This window comes from Paenibacillus silviterrae (genome assembly GCF_030167925.1).
Lineage (GTDB): Bacteria > Bacillota > Bacilli > Paenibacillales > NBRC-103111 > Paenibacillus_G > Paenibacillus_G silviterrae.
Genome location: NZ_JASKUT010000002.1, coordinates 414,725 through 432,706, shown reverse-complemented (window position 1 = coordinate 432,706; position 17,982 = coordinate 414,725). Strand labels below are relative to the sequence as shown.

Genomic DNA, 17,982 nt, shown 5'->3' with positions numbered 1-17,982 from the left:
TTCCTCCATTATAACTTGAATGGCAGAAGCCCTGCTACGGTTAGTAAAGAACTTAACCGCATATCACTTCTTTATGCCTGTTACCCTTTCACGCTGCCAAGTACGATGCCCTTCACGAAGTATTTCTGCAGGAACGGATAAGCCAGAATAATGGGAAGCGAGCCGAGGAAAATCTGCGATGCTTTCAGCGTCCGGTCGGAAATAAGCGCCAGATTTAGCAAATCGTCGCGCGACATATTCGCCATATTTTGCTGAATCACGATCGTCTGGATGTAGCTTTGCAGCGGATAATGGGCCGGGTCTCCCATAAGAAGAAGGCCGTCAAACCAGCTGTTCCAATGATCGACCATGGAGAACAAGGCTAATGTTGCAAGTGCTGGCTTGGAAACCGGAACATAAATTTTCCAAAGTGTCGTCCAGTGGCTTGCGCCATCCATGAGAGCCGCCTCCTCAAGCTCTTTCGGCAGCTCCCGGAAGAAATTAAGCAGCAATACTACGCTAAAGATGGGCACCGCGTGCGGCAGGATAAGAGCCCAGATGGAGTCGAGCAGATTGTACTGCTTAATCGTGGAATACCACGGGATCAATCCACCGTGAAAAAGCATGGGAATAAAGAAAATCCAAGCGTAGACAATCCGAAATCGGAACATGTGGGATTCCTTAGATAAAGGATAAGCTACTAAAATAGTTAACAACAAATTTAATGGCGTTCCTATGGCGATACGCTCCAGAGAAACAAGCATGGATTGCCAGAACGCTCCGCGGCTGGCCGTATACGAATAGGATGCCAGCGTGAAATCAACCGGCCATAGCTTCACGAAGCCAGCTGCAGTTGCAGCGCTTGAGCTGAACGAAACCGCCACGACATGAACGAGCGGAAGCACACATAGTAGCGAAACCAGGATGAGAAAGGAAGTATTTACTACGGAAAACCATTCGAACCGTCTGCGCCTGACCGGCGCCTGGGTCAAGCCTTCCGCCGTTATTCTTGTAGATGACTGTGACAATCGCTTTCCCTCCTCTCAAAAAATTCGATATTTTGCAAACCGATAAGCGATAAAGTATGAGCTTGAAATCAGGATCAGCGATACCACCGATTTGAAAAACCCGACTGCCGTCGCCACGCCGTACTGGGCATCCAGCAAGCCGATCCGGTAAACAAAGGTATCCAGTATATCACCGCTCTCATAAACCTGAGGACTGTACAAATTGAATACTTGATCGAATCCGGCGTTCAGCAGTTGTCCGAGACTAAGAACGGACATCAGCACAATAACCATACGCATACCGGGAATGGTGATATGCCAGATCTTCCGCCAGCGATTCGCGCCGTCGATCGTTGCGGATTCATATAAACCGGGATCGATACCCGTAATGGCCGCCAAATAAACGATCGTACCGTACCCAAAGTTTTTCCATACATCCGAAGCTATAAGCGTGGTTGGAAACCACCCGTTATCGCCAAGAAAGAAGATTTTTTCAAAGCCGAGCGAACTAAGCAAACTATTAACAATACCTTGAGACGGTGAGAGAATATCGATCAATATTCCGCCCAGAACGACCCAGGATAAGAAATAGGGCAAATAAATGGTCGTTTGCACGGAACGCTTAATCGCTTCATTCTTTAATTCATTGAGCAGAACGGCAAACGCAATCGGCACGATCAGCCCCAAAATAAGCTTAAGGCTTGAAATAAAGAGCGTATTCCATAGAACCTGTGTAAAGCTCGGCAAACTCATGACGTATCTGAAATTATCCAAACCGACCCATTTCTGATCACCGAACAGTCCCTTCGCGGGAATAAACTTTTGAAAAGCGATAACGATACCGGCCATGGGAACATAAGAGAATAAAACAATCAAAAGTAGTCCCGGCAAAATCATCAGATGCAATGGAAGCTCTCTCCGCAGTTTCCTGATTCCCATATCCATCCCCCATCAGCTTCGAACTTAAAGAAGCAGAGGAAGGAAGGTGAACTCCATCCTCTGCCCTTTGTTACTTCTTCTTGGATGCATACCAATCGTTTACTTCCTTAGTCATCTTATCGCCGCCGAGCTTATTCCAGTCTTCCACGAATTTGTCGAATTCATTGATGGATTGACCCAGAATAATTTTTACAAAGACCTCGGTCTGCAGCTTATCCAGAGTCGTTTTGCGCTCAACCATGGTAGGAGTAGGCGACCCAACGAATTTCTCCATTAGGAACTGATTGCTTTTGTCGTACTGGTCAACAACTCCCATCGAGCCTTCCTTGCCGTAAATCCGCTCCCAACCCCACAGAGCAAATCCTTCCTTCGATCCTGAAGCGAAGGATTCCAGCTTGCCTTGAATCGTCTTGGCTTCGCCCGTCAGCTTAGAAGTATCCCCGGCTTTGCGGGCCGCATCGATCGCTCTGAATGCCTCCACGTTCTTCTTAGCCGGGTATGGCGTCACCGGAGACAGCTGCCATACGCTTTCCGCTTCCGGCGGAGCGTAGTACTTATCAAATTCTGCCGTTGCGCCCCAGTTTTTCTCAAGGTGCAGATTGAAGAGCTTAATGACCGCTTCAGGGTGCTTGGCTCCCTTCTTCACCGCAAAGAAGCGGGTCGTGCTGAACTTGAGCGGCACTTTGGGCGTATTGCCGGATTCCGAAACAATCGGAAATGCCTGCCATTGTGCATTCGCATTGTTATTTTTGTTTAGCTGAAGCGGATAGATGGAGTTCCACTGTTCGCCGTATTCCATACCGATTTGTCCTGCTGCAATATTCTCGGATACCTTGCCGCCGTCTTTAATGCCGAACTCCTTATCAATTTCTCCGTTCTTCGACATGTTCTGCAATGCTTGAAGCGCTTTCTTCACTTCCGGTTGAATGCCACCGTAAACGAGCTTCCCGGAAGCATCCTCCACCCACATATTCGGATAAGCATTATATCCGGCCATGAACCCTTCGAGCCCCATCGCCCCGCCCCATAAAGTCTTGGTTATGGCAAGACCGTAGGTATCCTTCTTGCCATTGCCGTCCGGATCCTGCTCCGTAAAAGCCTTGGAGATCGCCAGCACGTCAGCCATCGTCTTCGGCGGCTGTAAGCCCAGCTTCTGCAGCCAGTCCGTACGGATCCAGATAAACATCGCCCGTTCGATCGAGGCTTCGAGCTGCGGGATCGCCATCAATTTGCCGTCGAACGTAGCGGCATCGAAAGGACTTGTTCCTTCCTGCGACATGACATCTTTAGTCAACGGGGTAGCATATTTCTTGTATAATTCCGTCATGTCTTCAATTTGGCCGGAATCAGCCAACTGTTTCAGCTGGGTCGCGTTCACCGGAATCACATCCGGAAGGTCACCGGAAGCTAGCGTCACATTGATTTTCTGCAAATATTGATCGGAGCTTACGTCGCCTTTTACAACCCAGTTATATTTAATATTGATACCCAGCTGATCCTTGTATATGCGGGACCAGCGGTTGTCTTCAAGCGTTTCACCCTTCAGGACGCCGAGTACGTTATTTTCTACGACATTACTTAGATTTCGTACGAACGACACCTCGATCGGCGGATCATATTTACCAAGCGGATCTGCATTTACGGTATTCACCGGTTCTTTCTTTCCGCCATCCTCCTGCCCCTTACTTGTTGAACCGCTTTGGTCATTGCAAGCCGACAGCACAGTAGCGAGTGACAGAATTGAAGCTAAGAATAATGTTGATCCGTTCTTTATCCCTTTCATGTCCAACCCCCACATCGTAGATTTTTGAGACCTAACACACTAGCGCTGTGTATGTTTTCATTATAGGTTTGGGAAAACCACCTAACAATGTGCATCTTTTTACTTAGTTACCCGTTGTTGACACAAATGTAAGCGCTATATTTTCCTATTGATCCAGTACCTGTCCCATTAAGCATGATATATTATAACTATACTTCATTTTTCGTTGTTCCAAAATCCGGTAATCATCTGGATTCTTGTTTTCGGTAGCAATAAAAAAAGGCTACTGATCACTCAGCAGCCCATCGTATAAATCCTGTATTTGTTATTAGCGCTAGCCTAAAAAGATTGCACTTGCCGCTAACCTCTCTTGGGATAATTAAATTCCCCGCGGTAGTTTGAGAAGCAGCTGTGCGGATATTTGTCCGGCACCACAACCGGGTCCACCCCAGCCGGCTGATCCTGTGTGTAGATGTACATCCGCTGAGCATCCCAAAGCAGAATTTCATCTCGCCCGTCCCCGGTGATATCGATGACCTCCGCACATAAGTCCGGATGGCCGTCCTGCGGGAACTTCACGACCACTCGCCCCCAGCCGTCCACAAGACCGCCATGCTCCGTATTGCCGTTGATCAGCACCAGATCCCTACCGTCTCCAGTCCAGTTCACGGGAGTGATGACCGTTCCGTTCGTTGTCGGTTCGAACTGCTCTATCAGTCTCCCTTGGCTGTCGAAGAAGTAGACGATCCCTTGCTCACCCCAGAAGGTTGTCACACAAAGCTCCAATCCCGGCAAATCCGGGCGGTAATTGCCTACGCTAACCCGCTGGGCATGCCCGATCATGTGCTTATGTACCAAATTACCGTGCAGGTCGGCGATCATAAAGCCCTCTTCCCCGGAGGCAATCGCGATTAGCGGGTCCGGCCGGCTGACATCCCAGTGGCCGATTAAGATCTCATCCGTATGATCTGTCGGCACCGGCAGCGTCCACAGCAAAGTACCATCATGATCCACCCAGTGATAGCCGATGAACATCTCATCCTTGCCATCACCGTCCATATCAGCGGTATAAGGGAAATGACCGGTTATTCCCTCATGAAACTGCCACAACAGATTCAACTCGTTATCATACACCCATACCCTGCTGTAACGATCTTTAATAAGAATATCTGTTGGTTCCTCCTTCCCCGAGAAATTGCAAATGCGGATGCAGTCTACATTCAATCGGTCGAAGGCATACTCCTGGAACGGTACATTATATAACGTGCCTTTTGGCTCCTTGCAGAGCGGGGTAGGAATTTTGCGTTTGACCTCACCTGTCCGCCCATTCAGTATCATTAGCTCGAAATTGCGCTCCACTACGACCTCATCGAAGCCATCCCCGTCCAGATCGGCAATCTGGAAGGGCAGATCCGCCGATAACAGCGCATGGTCGGCCAGCGTGCTAGGCTCGCCGAGCTGCCATAACACCTCGCCGTCCAGCGATAAAGCAGTCAAACAGCTGATATGGGCATACGCATCCTTATGTCCGCGCTTCTGATGCTGCGCCAGGACGATCTGGACCTCATCGGTACCCAGCAAATGACCGAAGCGGATCTGTCTCGCCGTTCCGAAGTTTTTGAAGTCAATCGTCTTCCACAGCCTAGGCTGCGGGTACTCCGTACGAAGCTTCGCGAGCTCCAGCTCCGTATCGCGGCAGGCCGCGATCCAAGCCGCATGATGCTCCTCGGTCATCGTCACTTGAATGTCCGAATATTGCGCAGGCATGCGGGAGGATAGACCGATCTTGCCCCCGTCGTAGGAGTCGTCCTCGATCTCCAGTACTACCGCATCGTTCACGGAAGCGGTAATGCGATGGCCGATACATTCCACCTTAAACCTATATTCATGATCCACATCGTAGTCAAATGTCTTTGCGTTCAGCGTCACAAGCTGGTCCTGATCGCGCTTCAATAGCTTCAGCTCGCCGCCCTCGAAGCCGAGAAAGTAAAAACGGCGTCCGTGCTGATAGCGGAACACCATGCCCGTATGAGAGCGGGTGGAGAGTGGACGGACGGTTGCCTCCAAGGTGTAGTCCTTCCAGCTGACCTCGCCCTTGACAAGCAACGGCCAATGGGCTGTAATCGCCGCCTGAGGGCGGGTTTGTTCCATGAGCTTTCTGCCTTTATCCTCCGTAACGATCCATGTCGGCCCGAGCCAGCCGTAGTAAACGACCGGATCGTACCAGCCTCCCCTATTTCCTTCCGGCGGGTAATAGTGGTATTCGCCTATCGCGGAGTGCTTCGGATCGTACGGGAACGGCCCGATGGCAAACTGTGAGAAATTATCCTGCATGACTGTAATCATTGACAACTACCTCCAGCTTCAGATTCACTTCAAGTTGGCGCCTTCCTTGTTATACCACTCGGTCCACAGTTTAATTGCCTTGTCTCCCCCGGATGCGCGATACTTCTTTACATAGTCGTTCCAGCTGGCATCGACCTTCTCGTTTCCGAGAATCGTTTTGGCCGTATACTCTTGAGTAATCTTTGGCAGGTTGTACGGCACAAGCTCCGGATAATACGGCAGGGAGGCTGCTATCTTATCCAGCTGGCCGAACTTTTGCGCCAGGGACAGATTTTGGACGACATGGTCCGCATAATCCGCTTGCATCAAGCTCTTCACTTCATCGTTCAGCAACCCGTGCTTCACTAGCGCAAAGGCCCAGTGCAGGCCAGCTCTCTCTTCCTTCGTCTTCTCGAACTTACCGTTGTTGTTCGTGTAATGCTTGCCCTCAATCCCCAAGAAGTTGAAACGCGTACCCTCCGGCGATAACGACCAGTCAATGAATTTAAGCAGCTGGTCGGCCTGCTTCGTATCCTTCGGAATGGCGATATAATGCCGGTTGGTCGTGTTGTAGGTGAACATCGTCGGCTTGCCGTCTGCACGTATCGGCGGCTCGATAGCAATATACCGCTCGGCTGTACCCGGAGCGAGCTGGGCGCCGCTGGCGAAATGCCAGAAGTTATTAAACATGCCGTATTTACCGGTAGCGACCTTCTGACGGAAGATCGTACCTACCGTAGTAGGCCATTCCGGATCCAGGATCTTTTCCTCTATCAGCTTATTCATAAACTTCAAGTATTCTTTATATTCATCCGTCAGCTCCGGCGGCAGCAGCTCGCCGTTTCGGAATTTCCACGTCTCGGCGTCGAAGGCCGCTTGGAACATTTTCCCCCCGTATAACATGTCATTCAGTGCGATCAAACCAAACGTGTCGTTCTTGCCGTTACGGTCCGGATCCTGCTCAGTGAAAGCCTTCATCACCTTGTAGAAATCATCGATGGTGCGGGGAATGTCCAGCTTCAGCGTTTCCAGCCACTCCTTATTGATGTACACAACCTGGTTAAAGCCGTCGTGACGGTTGTACGGAATCCCCCAGATCTTCCCGCCGTCACTAACAGGCAGCCAAGCCTCCTTCGGCATCACATTTTTTAAATTAGGGTATTTATCCAAATACGGAGCGATATCGGTAAGCAGGCCATCCGCCGCGAACTGAAGCAGCTTGTTCTTATCCTTATCGTTCACCATGAAGGCGTCAGGATACTCGCCGGAAGCCATGAGGATGTTCAGCTTATCCAAGTACCCGGCCGACCCCGGAGATTCCAGCTCTACGCGAACACCCGTTTTCTCCTGAAGGTAGTTGATGTATTCATTGTCGGTAAGAGACATCCCCTTCGTATCCACGTTGTAATCGAACATGACCTTGAAGGTAGGCGGCTTTGTTGAAGCGCCTTCATTTCCTTTCGTTTCTTCTGCTTTCGTGCTGCACCCGCTGATGGCGACCGCTGAAGCTGCGCCTACCAAAAGAAGCGTTTTCGTTTTGCGTTTCCAAGACATCGTTTAGACCCTCCCATTGAATACTAGTATCCCTCCCGGCGGCACCGGCGCTGGATATTACTCATTCTAGTTTGTCAGCTCCAAATGGCAATGAATAATACCTTGAGGAATGTATAGATTTTGGGATCCGCGAGTGTACATTTCTTGATTTACATTTTTTTATTACGTCTCTGGGTCCGGTATTCATTAGGCGGGAGCTGGTGCACCTTCTTGAACTGCCGGATAAAGGTATGCACCGTATCGTAACCGCATTGTTCGGCAATCTGTTGTATCGTCAAGCTTTCGTTGTCCATCAGCTTTAATGCCTTTTGCACGCGCAGGGTGCTGATATACTCCACAAACCCGACGCCAAGCTGGTTTTTGATATACACACTTAAGTAGGAGGGACTCAGCGCAAGCTTCTCAGCGAGAATATTTAATGAAATCGGCTTGTCAAAATGTTTGTCGATATATTCGATAATCACCTTCCCCGTTGAGCTTGCCTCCTCCGGCTTGGAGCGCATCTGCTCAATCATAACGGAGCAAAGCTTCAGAATATACGCCTTTTTCTCCTCCAAAAATTCATAGCTGTACAGCGTAATGAACACATCCTCCTTGCAGAGGTGATTGATGTCAATCCGGTTCTCGAACGCATACTTCATGATGGAGGCCATAATGTTAGCAAAAAAAGCGTGAATCCATTCCAGCGTAAATTGCTCATTACGGATCAGCTCATCCAGTATCGAATGCAGGGATTCCTCGATTTTGCTTACGTTGCCTAACTTTAAGTAATCATGAATCTTATGAATCTCCTTGGAAAACTTCATTAACGAGGTCGCCCCGGTCAGCCCCAGCTTGTCATAATAAATAACCGAGTGCTTGCCATAGATCGATTTGTACTCCACGGCCATGACCGCATTCGCATAACAGGAATGCACGTGCTCCAGTTCCCGGACTACATTGCTGACTCCCGTACAGACGGTAAGTCCGCAATTTTCCCTGATATCGTTCTGAATGTACCGTATCGTCCGCTCCAGCTCGTCCCGGATCTCATTATTCAGCTCGTCGTAACAGAGCAGCACCGTTACTCTCTCGAGACCGGAATTCACAGGATGGGCGTTAAAGCGAAGCACGAAGGTCCATTTAATGGCGTTGTATAAAATTTTGTTCATAAAAAAACGTTCACTGTCCGACTTTGACCGCAAAAAATTGTAATAATCGTCAATCTCGAAAACGACTACCTGATAGGCAACGCCCTTCAGGTTCAGGCCATAGGCCTTCGCTTTCTCCTCTTGACTCTCCGGCAGCGGCTTGCCGGTCAGGAGGTCTGTAATAAGCCCCTTTTGAAAATCATCCATGTTTTGTTTCACTCGCACCTCATGGAGCTTCTCCTGCTCCCGGCGCGTATACCGGAAATACAAAAACAGCAGAAGTCCTAAAGCAAAACAGACCAGCAAAATCAAATATTTATACAATGGGTTGCCGGGCTGTCCTTGAACCAGAATATCCTGGGGGATGATGGTAATCAATTTCCACCCGCCGATATCGGAGGAGGAGCTCAGCACAAGATGATCCTTATAAAGGTAAGGAGCCTGTTTCACGGACAGGATGTGCTCCGCGAATTTGAGAAAGAAGTCCTTCGTTTCTTCGTTTTTAGCCAAAAGCACCTGATCGTTCGGGTCCAGCCACAATACATACGCATTGTCTTTCATCAACGTATCGGCGACATAGGCTTGGTTCAAATTAATGGCCAACGCCCCGGTCTTATTTCTTGAAGGAATGCCTGCCGTCATGGAAATGATGGCTGAGCTTCCGGGATTATCCTTCATTTCGTTAGGGAGTACATACCAGCTCCATTGCGTCGCATCGCTATAATCGTACCGTTCGAAGATGGACCGGTTTGGGAATTGGGGCAGCTCCGATAACATGAACGGCGTCGACAGAATCATGTTGTTTTTTTTATTATGCAAATACATCGAAGCGATCCCGGAGTGACTGTTGATGACATCGAAAAAAGAGCTTTGGATTTGGCTCAGCCTGTACATCTCCGGTGCAATCTCGCCTGGAATGGTCAGCCATTCCCGCAAATCGCGGTTTTGCAGCATTTGACGGTAGATGGATTGAATTTTATCCGAAAATAAATACAGGGATGAGTACGCTTTCTCGTGATGCTGCTGAAAATAGTACGTTCTTTCTTTGGCATAGTTCGAACGGATATTGTAATCGTACAGCAGGAAACCCGCGAAAACCGTCAATAAAAACAGAAGAGACAGCATAAACACAGACCTGTCCTTCAGCTGGTTCATCATGCGTAACATACGGTCCTCACCTCCTTGCAGCCTGATCTGTTAGCTATACTGTACCCATCGCTCGCCGTGCCCATCAGTACAATATAAATACTATTCATCCTCCGATGAATTGTCCATGCCCCTCCACAAAAATTATACACACTCCAAAAAAGTAAACATATCCTCGCCATTACCCTCCCTCCTATAATTAGAGCCAGCACAGCTCAAAGGGGGAAATCCTATGAAAGCATCGATTCCATTGAACACCGCGGCCCGCAAACGGACGAAGCCGCTGGGAGTGTTCTGGAGCAACTTAAACAAATATAAGTACCTCTATTTATTGGCTTTACCTGGCTTTATCTGGTATTTCATCTACAAATATTTGCCCATGTACGGATTGATCATTTCCTTCAAGGACTTCAATTTCTCCAAAGGCATCTGGGGCAGCCCTTGGGTAGGTCTGAAGCATTTCGAGTTCCTATTTACTTATCCGGACTTCTACCGTATTGTCAAAAATACAATTCTGATGAACGTTTATGAGCTGCTCTTTTCCTTTCCGGCTCCACTCATTCTCGCTCTGCTGCTGAATGAACTGAGGAGCGTTCTCTTCAAGCGGTCCATTCAGACGGTTGTATATTTTCCGCACTTCCTATCCTGGGTCGTCTTCGGCGGAATTGTCATCCAGCTCCTATCCCCGAACGACGGACTGGTGAATCAGATCAGGGAAGTCTTCGGGCTCGAATCGATTCATTACATGGTCAAATCGGAGTATTTCCGTCCCGTCGTCATACTCTCCTTAATTCTGAAGGAAAGCGGATGGGGATGCATCATCTATTTGGCCGCCTTATCCGCCATTGATCCGGAGCAATACGAAGCGGCGACCATTGACGGGGCGAACCGCATGCAGAAGATGCTCCATATTACCTTACCGGGTATTCGGAACACGGTCATTATTCTTCTCATTTTGAAAATAGGGACAATGCTCGATTACGGCTTTGAACAAATCTATGTCATGTACAATCCATCCGTCTATGATGTCGGCGACGTGCTGAGCACCTATATATACCGGGTCGGCTTACAGGATGCTCGGTTCAGCTTAACGACGGCGATCGGCTTATTCCAATCCGTGATCGGCTTTATTCTCATATGGAGTGCGAACAAGGCAGCCAGAAGATTTAGCGACAACTCGTTATGGTAGGCTTTGACTCGAACAGAAGGAGGAGATTTGAATGAAAAAGAGTGAATTTTCTATTGGAAATACCGTTATCGGTTCGATCCTGCTCGTTTTCGCAGTGATCACTTTTATGCCCTTTTATTATGTGATCCTGACCTCGATCAGCGATCCGCATCTCGTACGTGAAGGCCAGCTGATTCTATGGCCGAAGGGCTTCGATCTGACGGCCTACAGCATCATTCTCGATAATGACCGTTTCATTACTTCATTCGTTAATACCATTAATCGAACAGTTATTGGCGTTGTAAGCAATCTCGCTCTACAGTTAACCTTCGCATATGCGCTGTCCAAGCGGTACTTGCCCGGGCAAAAGTTGCTCATGCTGTATATTATTATTACCATGCTCTTCCATGGCGGCATCATTCCGACCTACCTGATCGTCAAGGCAACCGGGCTGATCAATACGATCTGGGCGCTGGTCATCCCGACGGCCATCAGCACTTGGAATGTCATTTTGCTGAAATCGTTCTTTGAGAATATCCCCGATAGCTTGGAGGAATCCGCCAAAATAGACGGGGCCAACGATTGGACGATTTTCTATAAAATCTATGTTCCCTTGTCCACGGCATCCGTTGCCACGATCGGCTTGTTCATTGCCGTGACGCATTGGAACTCCTATATGGATGCCGTCATCTATATCAACTCCACCAAGCTGCAGGTGCTGCAAATTTTCCTGCGCGATATGGTCGTACAGATGGAAATGGCGACGGTGTTAGGCGATATGGGTGTGCTGAATGATACATCCAGCTTGTCCGTGCGGACGGCGTCGATCTTCTTGGTGGCGCTGCCTATTATCATTGTCTATCCGTTTATTCAGAAGTATTTCGTTAAAGGGGTTATGCTTGGTGCGGTGAAAGGATAGGCTGACCCGCTTAAAAAGCCCAGAAATAGAGTCCTCAGCATAAAAAGCCAACAGCGGCAAGTAAGGACGAGAAACACTGGCGTCCTCTACTGCCGCTGTTGGCTTGAGATTTCCGATCAATCGGTTAACGGTAATTTCAATGTCACGATTTCATACGGATGTATGGAGCGGGCTGTGACGGTCCCGCTCTCCTTCCCCTTCGCATCGGTTGCTCTCTCCATAAGGTCGGTTTCCGCCATCCGTTCCCAGCTTACCTCCGCACTGCTGCCTTCTGCCCCGTCAAGCGAGAATCGTTCCCGCCCGCCGGAGGTTTCGTACAAGCGGAAGACAATACCCTGCCCGTCCTCGGAAACCTTTACGGTATCCAGAACGGTTTGCTTGCCATTCAGCTGCAGAAACGATGCCTCGGACGGAAGGGTTCCGCTTCCCGCCGCGGCCGCTGCAGCAATAACAGGGTGATTCAGCTGCATTCCCTCGCGGACTACACCACCGGCTCGCCAATCCCCTTCGTGTGGAAATAGCGAATACACAAATTCATGATTCCCAACATCTGCGGTTGCATCGGGCCAACGAGGAGAGCGCAGAAGAGTCAGGCGCATCCGGTTTCCGCGGATGTCATATCCATACTTGCAATCGTTCATCAAGCTGATTCCAAAGCCGCCCTCCGAGAGATCGGCCCATCGGTGTCCACACACCTCGAATTGAGCTTGTTCCCAGCTCGTATTCGTATGCGTCGGCCGCTCCACACTGCCAAACGGAATCTCATAGGCAGCTTTATCGGACAGAATCGCGACCGGGAAGGCCGCCTTCAAGAGCTTGTGTTCCTCCCGCCAATCCACGTTGGTCTGGAAATCGATTCTGGACGATTGATGATACAAAACAAGATTCTGCGTAATCAGCGATTGGTTCAAGCGCCACCGGAATTGTAAAATATCTTTAGTATGCCCTTGCAGCACCACTTCCGCTCCTACCAGCTCGGCCTCTCCGGCAGGCTGCTGCTCAAATTGGGGGTCAATATCCCACGCATCCCAAACCGTTGGCGTATCATGAAACAGCTGAAGCTCGTTTATGACCTCGCCCGGCTCCACAAGCTCCCTGTCGGCGCGTTTGTCCAAGAGTCGGACGATTCGGCAGGACTGATCGAACTCGATACGGTAGAAGTCCGTTTCCCAGCACCCATTTGTAAGCTGCCGGGACGGCTTGAGCTCTTCTGCATCCGAAGAGGCGCTGCGCAGCCACACTGTCTTGTAGCCTGTTGCAGGGATCATGCCTGCATGGAACGCAAGGATATAGGTGTCCTCGCCATCCTTCAGCAAGTCCGACTCCAGTCTCCTACCATTGCGGTCGTATATGGCCATTCCGGCAAGCTCTCGTCCTCCGCGAAGCTCCACCGGGTCGTTACGATCCCATGACAGACTGTTGAACAAAAGAACCGGCTGCCCCTCCCCTTCCGTATGAATCGCTTCAACCAGACATTTCAGCGCGGAGTCCAGCGCCTTCTGCCCTAACGATTCAACTTCCTTATAGTGCCTGTTCGATTTCTCGTATACCTCCGGGATCGAAGTGCCGGGAATAATGTCATGGAATTGGTTCAAAAGCAGTATCTTGTATCCTTCCTTCAGCTCCCCTTCCTGCAGCGCTGAAGCCTGCTCAAGTGTTACCAACCCGGAAAGCACGCCCATCGCATTCCACAGCTCCGCTTCCCGGTATAAAACCTCCGACTTTCTGTTCTTTCGCTTGTTCGCAGCGTGAGTCGTATACGTCCCGCGGTGCAGCTCAAGATACATATCGCCCGTCCATTGCGGAAGCTTCGGGGATTTCCGTGCGACCCCGTCGAAAAATTCATGCGCCGTGCTATACCGGCAGCTTGGCAATTCCGGCAGCGCCTCGGAGCGCTCAAGAACCTCCAGCATCTCTCGGGTGACCCCTCCCCCACCGTCACCATATCCGTACAGCAGCATTTGCTCCTGATGAACGCCCTTCTGCTTGAAGCTTTGCCAGTGCTCGGCTACATCCTTCGGCAGCGTGTTTTCATTTAGTCCGTGATTCAGAAAGGAAAGGATCGAAGTACCGTCAATACCCCTCCAGTAAAACAGATCGTACGGGAACCGGTTCGTATCGTTCCAGTTCATCTTGGAGGTCATGAAATAGTCGATTCCCGATTTCTTGAGGATCTGGGGCAAGGAGGCGCAATACCCGAAGGTATCCGGCAGCCACTCGACCCGAGGCTCTATCCCGAATTCTTCATGAAAAAATTGGCGTCCGTACAGCAATTGCCGAACCAGGGATTCCCCCGACGGTATATTCAGATCCGGCTCCACCCACATGCCGCCAACCAGCTCCCAGCGTCCTTCCGCAATCCTCTGCTTGATCCGCTCATACAGCTCCGGATAGCGCTCCTTCACATAGGCATAAAGCTGAGGCTGGCTTTGTGAATAGCGGTACCCGGGATATTCATCCATCAGCGTGCATACGGTCGAGAAGGTTCGACTTGTCTTTCTTACCGTCTCCTTCAACGGCCACAGCCAGGCGACATCGATATGAGATTGTCCAATCATATGCATGGTGCCCCCGGACGAGGAGTTCGAGCGGTTTGCCAGAACGGTACGAAGTTTCTTCTCCGCCTGCCGGACCTGAGCTTGATCTGAGATGGAGCCTCCGGATAGCTCCTGAACAACCTCCATAAGGCTGTCCGTGAGCAGGATGCTGTCCACTCCCCCGGCCGGAAGCTGTTTCATGACTTCAGAGTAGGTCAGTACTGTAAAATATAAGCTCTCAATGGCTTCATTAATTGACACCAATCGAGCTTCGGCAAAATGTACAGGTGGAGCAGAATTCTCGGTTTGCCCGTTCAGTTCATCTTTAGGCAGCGGAGGAGTGTGGTATACCTCTGCCGTCAGATGAAGTTCACCGGCTTCCCACACCTTCTCCGGCAGTGGAATCTGATGCCGGTTACGGTCCAACCCATGATACGGTACACCGTTAATGGATAGCAGCCCCTCGCCCCCGGTTTGGAGAAGGAGCGCAGCTTTCTTCCCCTTCCAGCCCGATGGTACCGTGATTCTGTTCTCCAAGAAGAGCGTCTCCCCCGGAACACTGGATAGTGATCCTGGAGAAACTAGCTCCACTCCCTCCTTCCAAGCATATTCACCTTCTTCGATATAAACAGCGCGTTTACACGTCCATTGCGGGAGCTCAAGCGATTCACTGAATCTTCGCTCAAGCAGCATCTGAATAAATCGTTGTATCCGTTTGGATTGCGGCATGTAAAATTGGCCTCCCTACATGTATAATTGTATATTTATATGTATATTGGTATTTTCACAAATTATATCCGCTAAATATCGCTAAGTAAACAATTATTTTTAATCTCAAGTTCTTTACTTACAGCCATCTAACTTGTATATTGGTATATATACACTTACATCATTTTCTATAGAGGTCATTGTGATGAAATCATCTTCCAAACGTACTCCCATTTACCAGCAGATCCGTGCTTATTTGCTCCAAGGGATCCGTGATGGCAAGTGGAAGCCTGGCGACCGGCTGCCATCCGAAATGGACTTGGCGCGCGAATTCGGAGGCAGCCGGATTACCGTGAAACAAGCCCTATCCTTATTGATCGAGGAAGGAATCGTATACCGCATCCAAGGTCGCGGGACCTACGTTACTGAGAATCCCGTATCCACACACTCTCTCCAGCATGTACCTAAGCTGCCGTCGGCGCCGAAGACCGGGTTGTCCACCGCTTCGCCTCCGACCATCGCTTTCATCATTCAAAGGACGCTGGATTCGATGTGCTCCGAATTGCTGTTGGGCATCGAAGAGACCGTATCGGAAGCCGGCTATCACCTGGTTTTTATGAACGCGAACGATTCCAAGGAACGAGAGCTTGAGCTTCTGTCCGCAGCTTCCGCCGGCGGTGCGTCGGGGATTATCCTTTTCCCGGTGCATGGCGTAAGCTACAACGAAGAGGTGCTTCGCCTGACGATGAACCATTACCCTATTGTTGTTATTGACCGCTATCTCCGGGGAGTGGATACCAACTGCGTCTGTTCAGACAATCGTGAGGGAGCATATCAGGCAACCAGGTATTTGATCCAAAGAGGACACCGCCATATCGGCTGCATCTCTTCTCCCGTACTGGGGACAACCTCCCTCGAGGATCGTCTACACGGTTATGAGGAAGCGTTGGCTGAATATCAAATTCCTGTCGATCATACGGAGAGACTTCTCGAAGCGAGCCCCGCATCAATCGCCCGGTTCTTAGCGGAGAGACGTTCCTTAACCGCTGTGTTGACCTTCGATAGCGTCCACGGCTATCATGTCGTGAAACAGGCTGCTCAGCTTGGAATCCGGATTCCGCATGACCTGTCCGTGATCAACTTTGACGACTATCAGTACCCGGACCTCTTTAAGACGCCGCCCACGGTTGTCGTTCAGCCCTTCCGCCGCATGGGCGGGGAAGCGGCCCGCCTCCTGCTGGAGCTGATTAAGAACCCCTCTATGGAGCGCAGAAGGATCATGCTTCCGGTGAATTTGGTTGAACGGGCTTCCGTTCGGTCCCTTTAAATAGAACAGACCACTTCGAAGCCCCTGTCGTGAGCGTCAAAGTGGTCTTTGTTCTTCATCTATTCCTAGCCTCTGCACAGTTCTGCCAGCTGCTCTTTGCAATTCTCTTCAAGCATTCCGCCGTGATAACAGATGATTCGTTCGATATCGAGCTCCAGAAGCTTCTTTAAGGATCCGAAAGCCTGTTCTATATCCAAGCTCGTCTGGGGCACGGGACCGTGCAGCTTGCCATGAACGATCATTAGCGCATCGGCAGCCACCAAGGTCTTGCTCTGCTCCAGATACAGACAGATGTGGCCGGCGGAGTGCCCCGGGGTATGTATAATACGAACTCCGCCGTACATTGGCAATCGCTCTCCATCCTCCACTGTACGGTCTACCTTTACTTTCGGAGGATTTTCCAACAGACGCAGCGCGCCTTGTCGCACGGATTCGGGAAGTTTTTGCAGCATCGGCTCCATTGCTTTCGGGGTGGTCTTGATCAAGGGAAGCTTCCCCTCGATGTAAGGCACATCCTCTGCATGAGCAAGCACTTGAATTCGACCTCCACTGGCTTCAACTAAGTCCGGTGCACAGCCTATGTGATCCAAATCCTGATGCGTTAGGATCAAACTTTGCACTTGTTTCATGGACATGCCCGTCCTTTCAATTGCCTCCATGAGCCTTTCCACATTTCCAGGCATTCCCGTATCGATTAATACCGCCGTTTCTCTATCTCCGATCAACGTTGGGTATAGTGTTGCGCTTCCGCCAAAGCCTTCCGATTCCAGCGGCAGCATGATAAAACCTTTCGAAAAGTTCATACCCCTCACTCCTTTGCCTGATAAAAGTCTGTGACCTATTATTATTTATCACACAAAAGGGTACGGAACAACAGTAAAATATATTATTATATCACAAAAATAAAATTTAGTCAATAGCAAGTATGTGTACATTCTCGCACAATCGCAAACAAGCGGCAGCCAGGATAGAAGGCTCCCGGCTACCGCTTCACTATGTCTATCCTCTTATGCAAAGAGACTGATCAAATTGCCGTCCGGATCTTGAACGATCGCGTAGCGCTGACCCCAGAAAGCATCCCAAGGCTCGCGGAATCCTGTATAGCCTTGCTCTGTTATTTTGCGGAACAACGCATTTACCGCTTCCCGACTTTCGCACAGAAACGCCAGCTCAACCCGATGACCTACCGGCTCGTCCCACCCGCCATAAATCTCCTTGATCGTCTCCTGCATATCAAAGGCAAGCCGAAAGCCCTCTTGAACAACTTCAACATGCTTCTCATTATCTGCGCTCTCCGGTATATCGAGCCCCAGCACACGATAAAAAGCCAATGCCTGCTTCATGTCCTTTACGACGATGCCCACCATATCCAGCTTCAGTCCCATTTGCTCAGCTCCCATATGAATTAATGACTTACGATGTCATTTCAAATGATAGGTTACTCTATTTTCGGACGGGAGAATAGTAAAAACCGGACATCT

General features: G+C 49.9%; 12 protein-coding genes. 3 read left to right on the top strand and 9 right to left on the bottom strand.

Features of this window, described 5'->3' with window-relative positions:
* Positions 1-80 precede the first annotated feature (80 nt).
* The 6 genes from QMO62_RS25560 to QMO62_RS25535 form a co-directional block, all read right to left on the bottom strand.
* Positions 81-971, bottom strand: coding sequence for a carbohydrate ABC transporter permease (locus QMO62_RS25560; protein ID WP_284646674.1), 891 nt, complete (start codon positions 969-971; stop codon positions 81-83).
* A gap of 51 nt (positions 972-1,022) precedes the next feature.
* Complete coding sequence (locus QMO62_RS25555) at positions 1,023-1,925, bottom strand: ABC transporter permease (RefSeq protein WP_284645331.1); 903 nt, start codon at positions 1,923-1,925, stop codon at positions 1,023-1,025.
* A 70-nt stretch (positions 1,926-1,995) separates the two neighbouring features.
* Positions 1,996-3,708: an extracellular solute-binding protein gene (locus QMO62_RS25550; RefSeq protein ID WP_284645330.1), complete on the bottom strand. Its 1,713-nt coding sequence runs from the start codon at positions 3,706-3,708 to the stop codon at positions 1,996-1,998.
* Between the two features lie 339 nt (positions 3,709-4,047).
* Positions 4,048-6,033, bottom strand: a complete 1,986-nt coding sequence (locus tag QMO62_RS25545; protein ID WP_284645329.1) for a rhamnogalacturonan lyase family protein — start codon at positions 6,031-6,033, stop codon at positions 4,048-4,050.
* 24 nt (positions 6,034-6,057) lie between these two features.
* Positions 6,058-7,566: an extracellular solute-binding protein gene (locus tag QMO62_RS25540; RefSeq protein ID WP_284645328.1), complete on the bottom strand. Its 1,509-nt coding sequence runs from the start codon at positions 7,564-7,566 to the stop codon at positions 6,058-6,060.
* A 149-nt stretch (positions 7,567-7,715) separates the two neighbouring features.
* Complete coding sequence (locus tag QMO62_RS25535; protein WP_284645327.1) at positions 7,716-9,863, bottom strand: helix-turn-helix domain-containing protein; 2,148 nt, start codon at positions 9,861-9,863, stop codon at positions 7,716-7,718.
* A 211-nt stretch (positions 9,864-10,074) separates the two neighbouring features.
* On the opposite strand from QMO62_RS25535, the gene QMO62_RS25530 reads away from it, so the two are divergent.
* Positions 10,075-11,031 (top strand): ABC transporter permease, encoded by a 957-nt coding sequence (locus QMO62_RS25530; RefSeq protein ID WP_284645326.1) that lies wholly within the window; start codon positions 10,075-10,077, stop codon positions 11,029-11,031.
* A gap of 31 nt (positions 11,032-11,062) precedes the next feature.
* Positions 11,063-11,929, top strand: a complete 867-nt coding sequence (locus QMO62_RS25525) for a carbohydrate ABC transporter permease (RefSeq protein ID WP_284645325.1) — start codon at positions 11,063-11,065, stop codon at positions 11,927-11,929.
* 116 nt (positions 11,930-12,045) lie between these two features.
* On the opposite strand, the gene QMO62_RS25520 is transcribed toward QMO62_RS25525, so the two are convergent.
* Entirely contained in the window at positions 12,046-15,195 is a 3,150-nt protein-coding gene (locus tag QMO62_RS25520) for an alpha-mannosidase (RefSeq protein ID WP_284645324.1), read from the bottom strand.
* A 184-nt stretch (positions 15,196-15,379) separates the two neighbouring features.
* Here QMO62_RS25520 and QMO62_RS25515 point away from each other — a divergent pair, with 184 nt between their 5' ends.
* Positions 15,380-16,501 (top strand): GntR family transcriptional regulator, encoded by a 1,122-nt coding sequence (locus QMO62_RS25515; protein ID WP_284645323.1) that lies wholly within the window; start codon positions 15,380-15,382, stop codon positions 16,499-16,501.
* A gap of 65 nt (positions 16,502-16,566) precedes the next feature.
* Here QMO62_RS25515 and QMO62_RS25510 read toward each other — a convergent pair whose 3' ends face one another.
* Together QMO62_RS25510 and QMO62_RS25505 are read right to left on the bottom strand one after the other, a co-directional pair.
* Positions 16,567-17,304: an MBL fold metallo-hydrolase gene (locus QMO62_RS25510; protein ID WP_284645322.1), complete on the bottom strand. Its 738-nt coding sequence runs from the start codon at positions 17,302-17,304 to the stop codon at positions 16,567-16,569.
* A gap of 204 nt (positions 17,305-17,508) precedes the next feature.
* Positions 17,509-17,886, bottom strand: coding sequence for a VOC family protein (locus tag QMO62_RS25505; RefSeq protein ID WP_284645321.1), 378 nt, complete (start codon positions 17,884-17,886; stop codon positions 17,509-17,511).
* Positions 17,887-17,982: the final 96 nt, after the last annotated feature.

Coding starts and splice junctions, on each gene's coding strand:
- QMO62_RS25510 (WP_284645322.1), bottom strand. CDS start 17,304: ATGAACTTTTCGAAAGGTTTTATCATGCTGCCGCTGGAATCGGAAGGC.
- QMO62_RS25525 (WP_284645325.1), top strand. CDS start 11,063: ATGAAAAAGAGTGAATTTTCTATTGGAAATACCGTTATCGGTTCGATC.
- QMO62_RS25535 (WP_284645327.1), bottom strand. CDS start 9,863: ATGTTACGCATGATGAACCAGCTGAAGGACAGGTCTGTGTTTATGCTG.
- QMO62_RS25530 (WP_284645326.1), top strand. CDS start 10,075: ATGAAAGCATCGATTCCATTGAACACCGCGGCCCGCAAACGGACGAAG.
- QMO62_RS25505 (WP_284645321.1), bottom strand. CDS start 17,886: ATGGGACTGAAGCTGGATATGGTGGGCATCGTCGTAAAGGACATGAAG.
- QMO62_RS25540 (WP_284645328.1), bottom strand. CDS start 7,566: ATGTCTTGGAAACGCAAAACGAAAACGCTTCTTTTGGTAGGCGCAGCT.
- QMO62_RS25515 (WP_284645323.1), top strand. CDS start 15,380: ATGAAATCATCTTCCAAACGTACTCCCATTTACCAGCAGATCCGTGCT.
- QMO62_RS25545 (WP_284645329.1), bottom strand. CDS start 6,033: ATGATTACAGTCATGCAGGATAATTTCTCACAGTTTGCCATCGGGCCG.
- QMO62_RS25550 (WP_284645330.1), bottom strand. CDS start 3,708: ATGAAAGGGATAAAGAACGGATCAACATTATTCTTAGCTTCAATTCTG.
- QMO62_RS25520 (WP_284645324.1), bottom strand. CDS start 15,195: ATGCCGCAATCCAAACGGATACAACGATTTATTCAGATGCTGCTTGAG.
- QMO62_RS25555 (WP_284645331.1), bottom strand. CDS start 1,925: ATGGGAATCAGGAAACTGCGGAGAGAGCTTCCATTGCATCTGATGATT.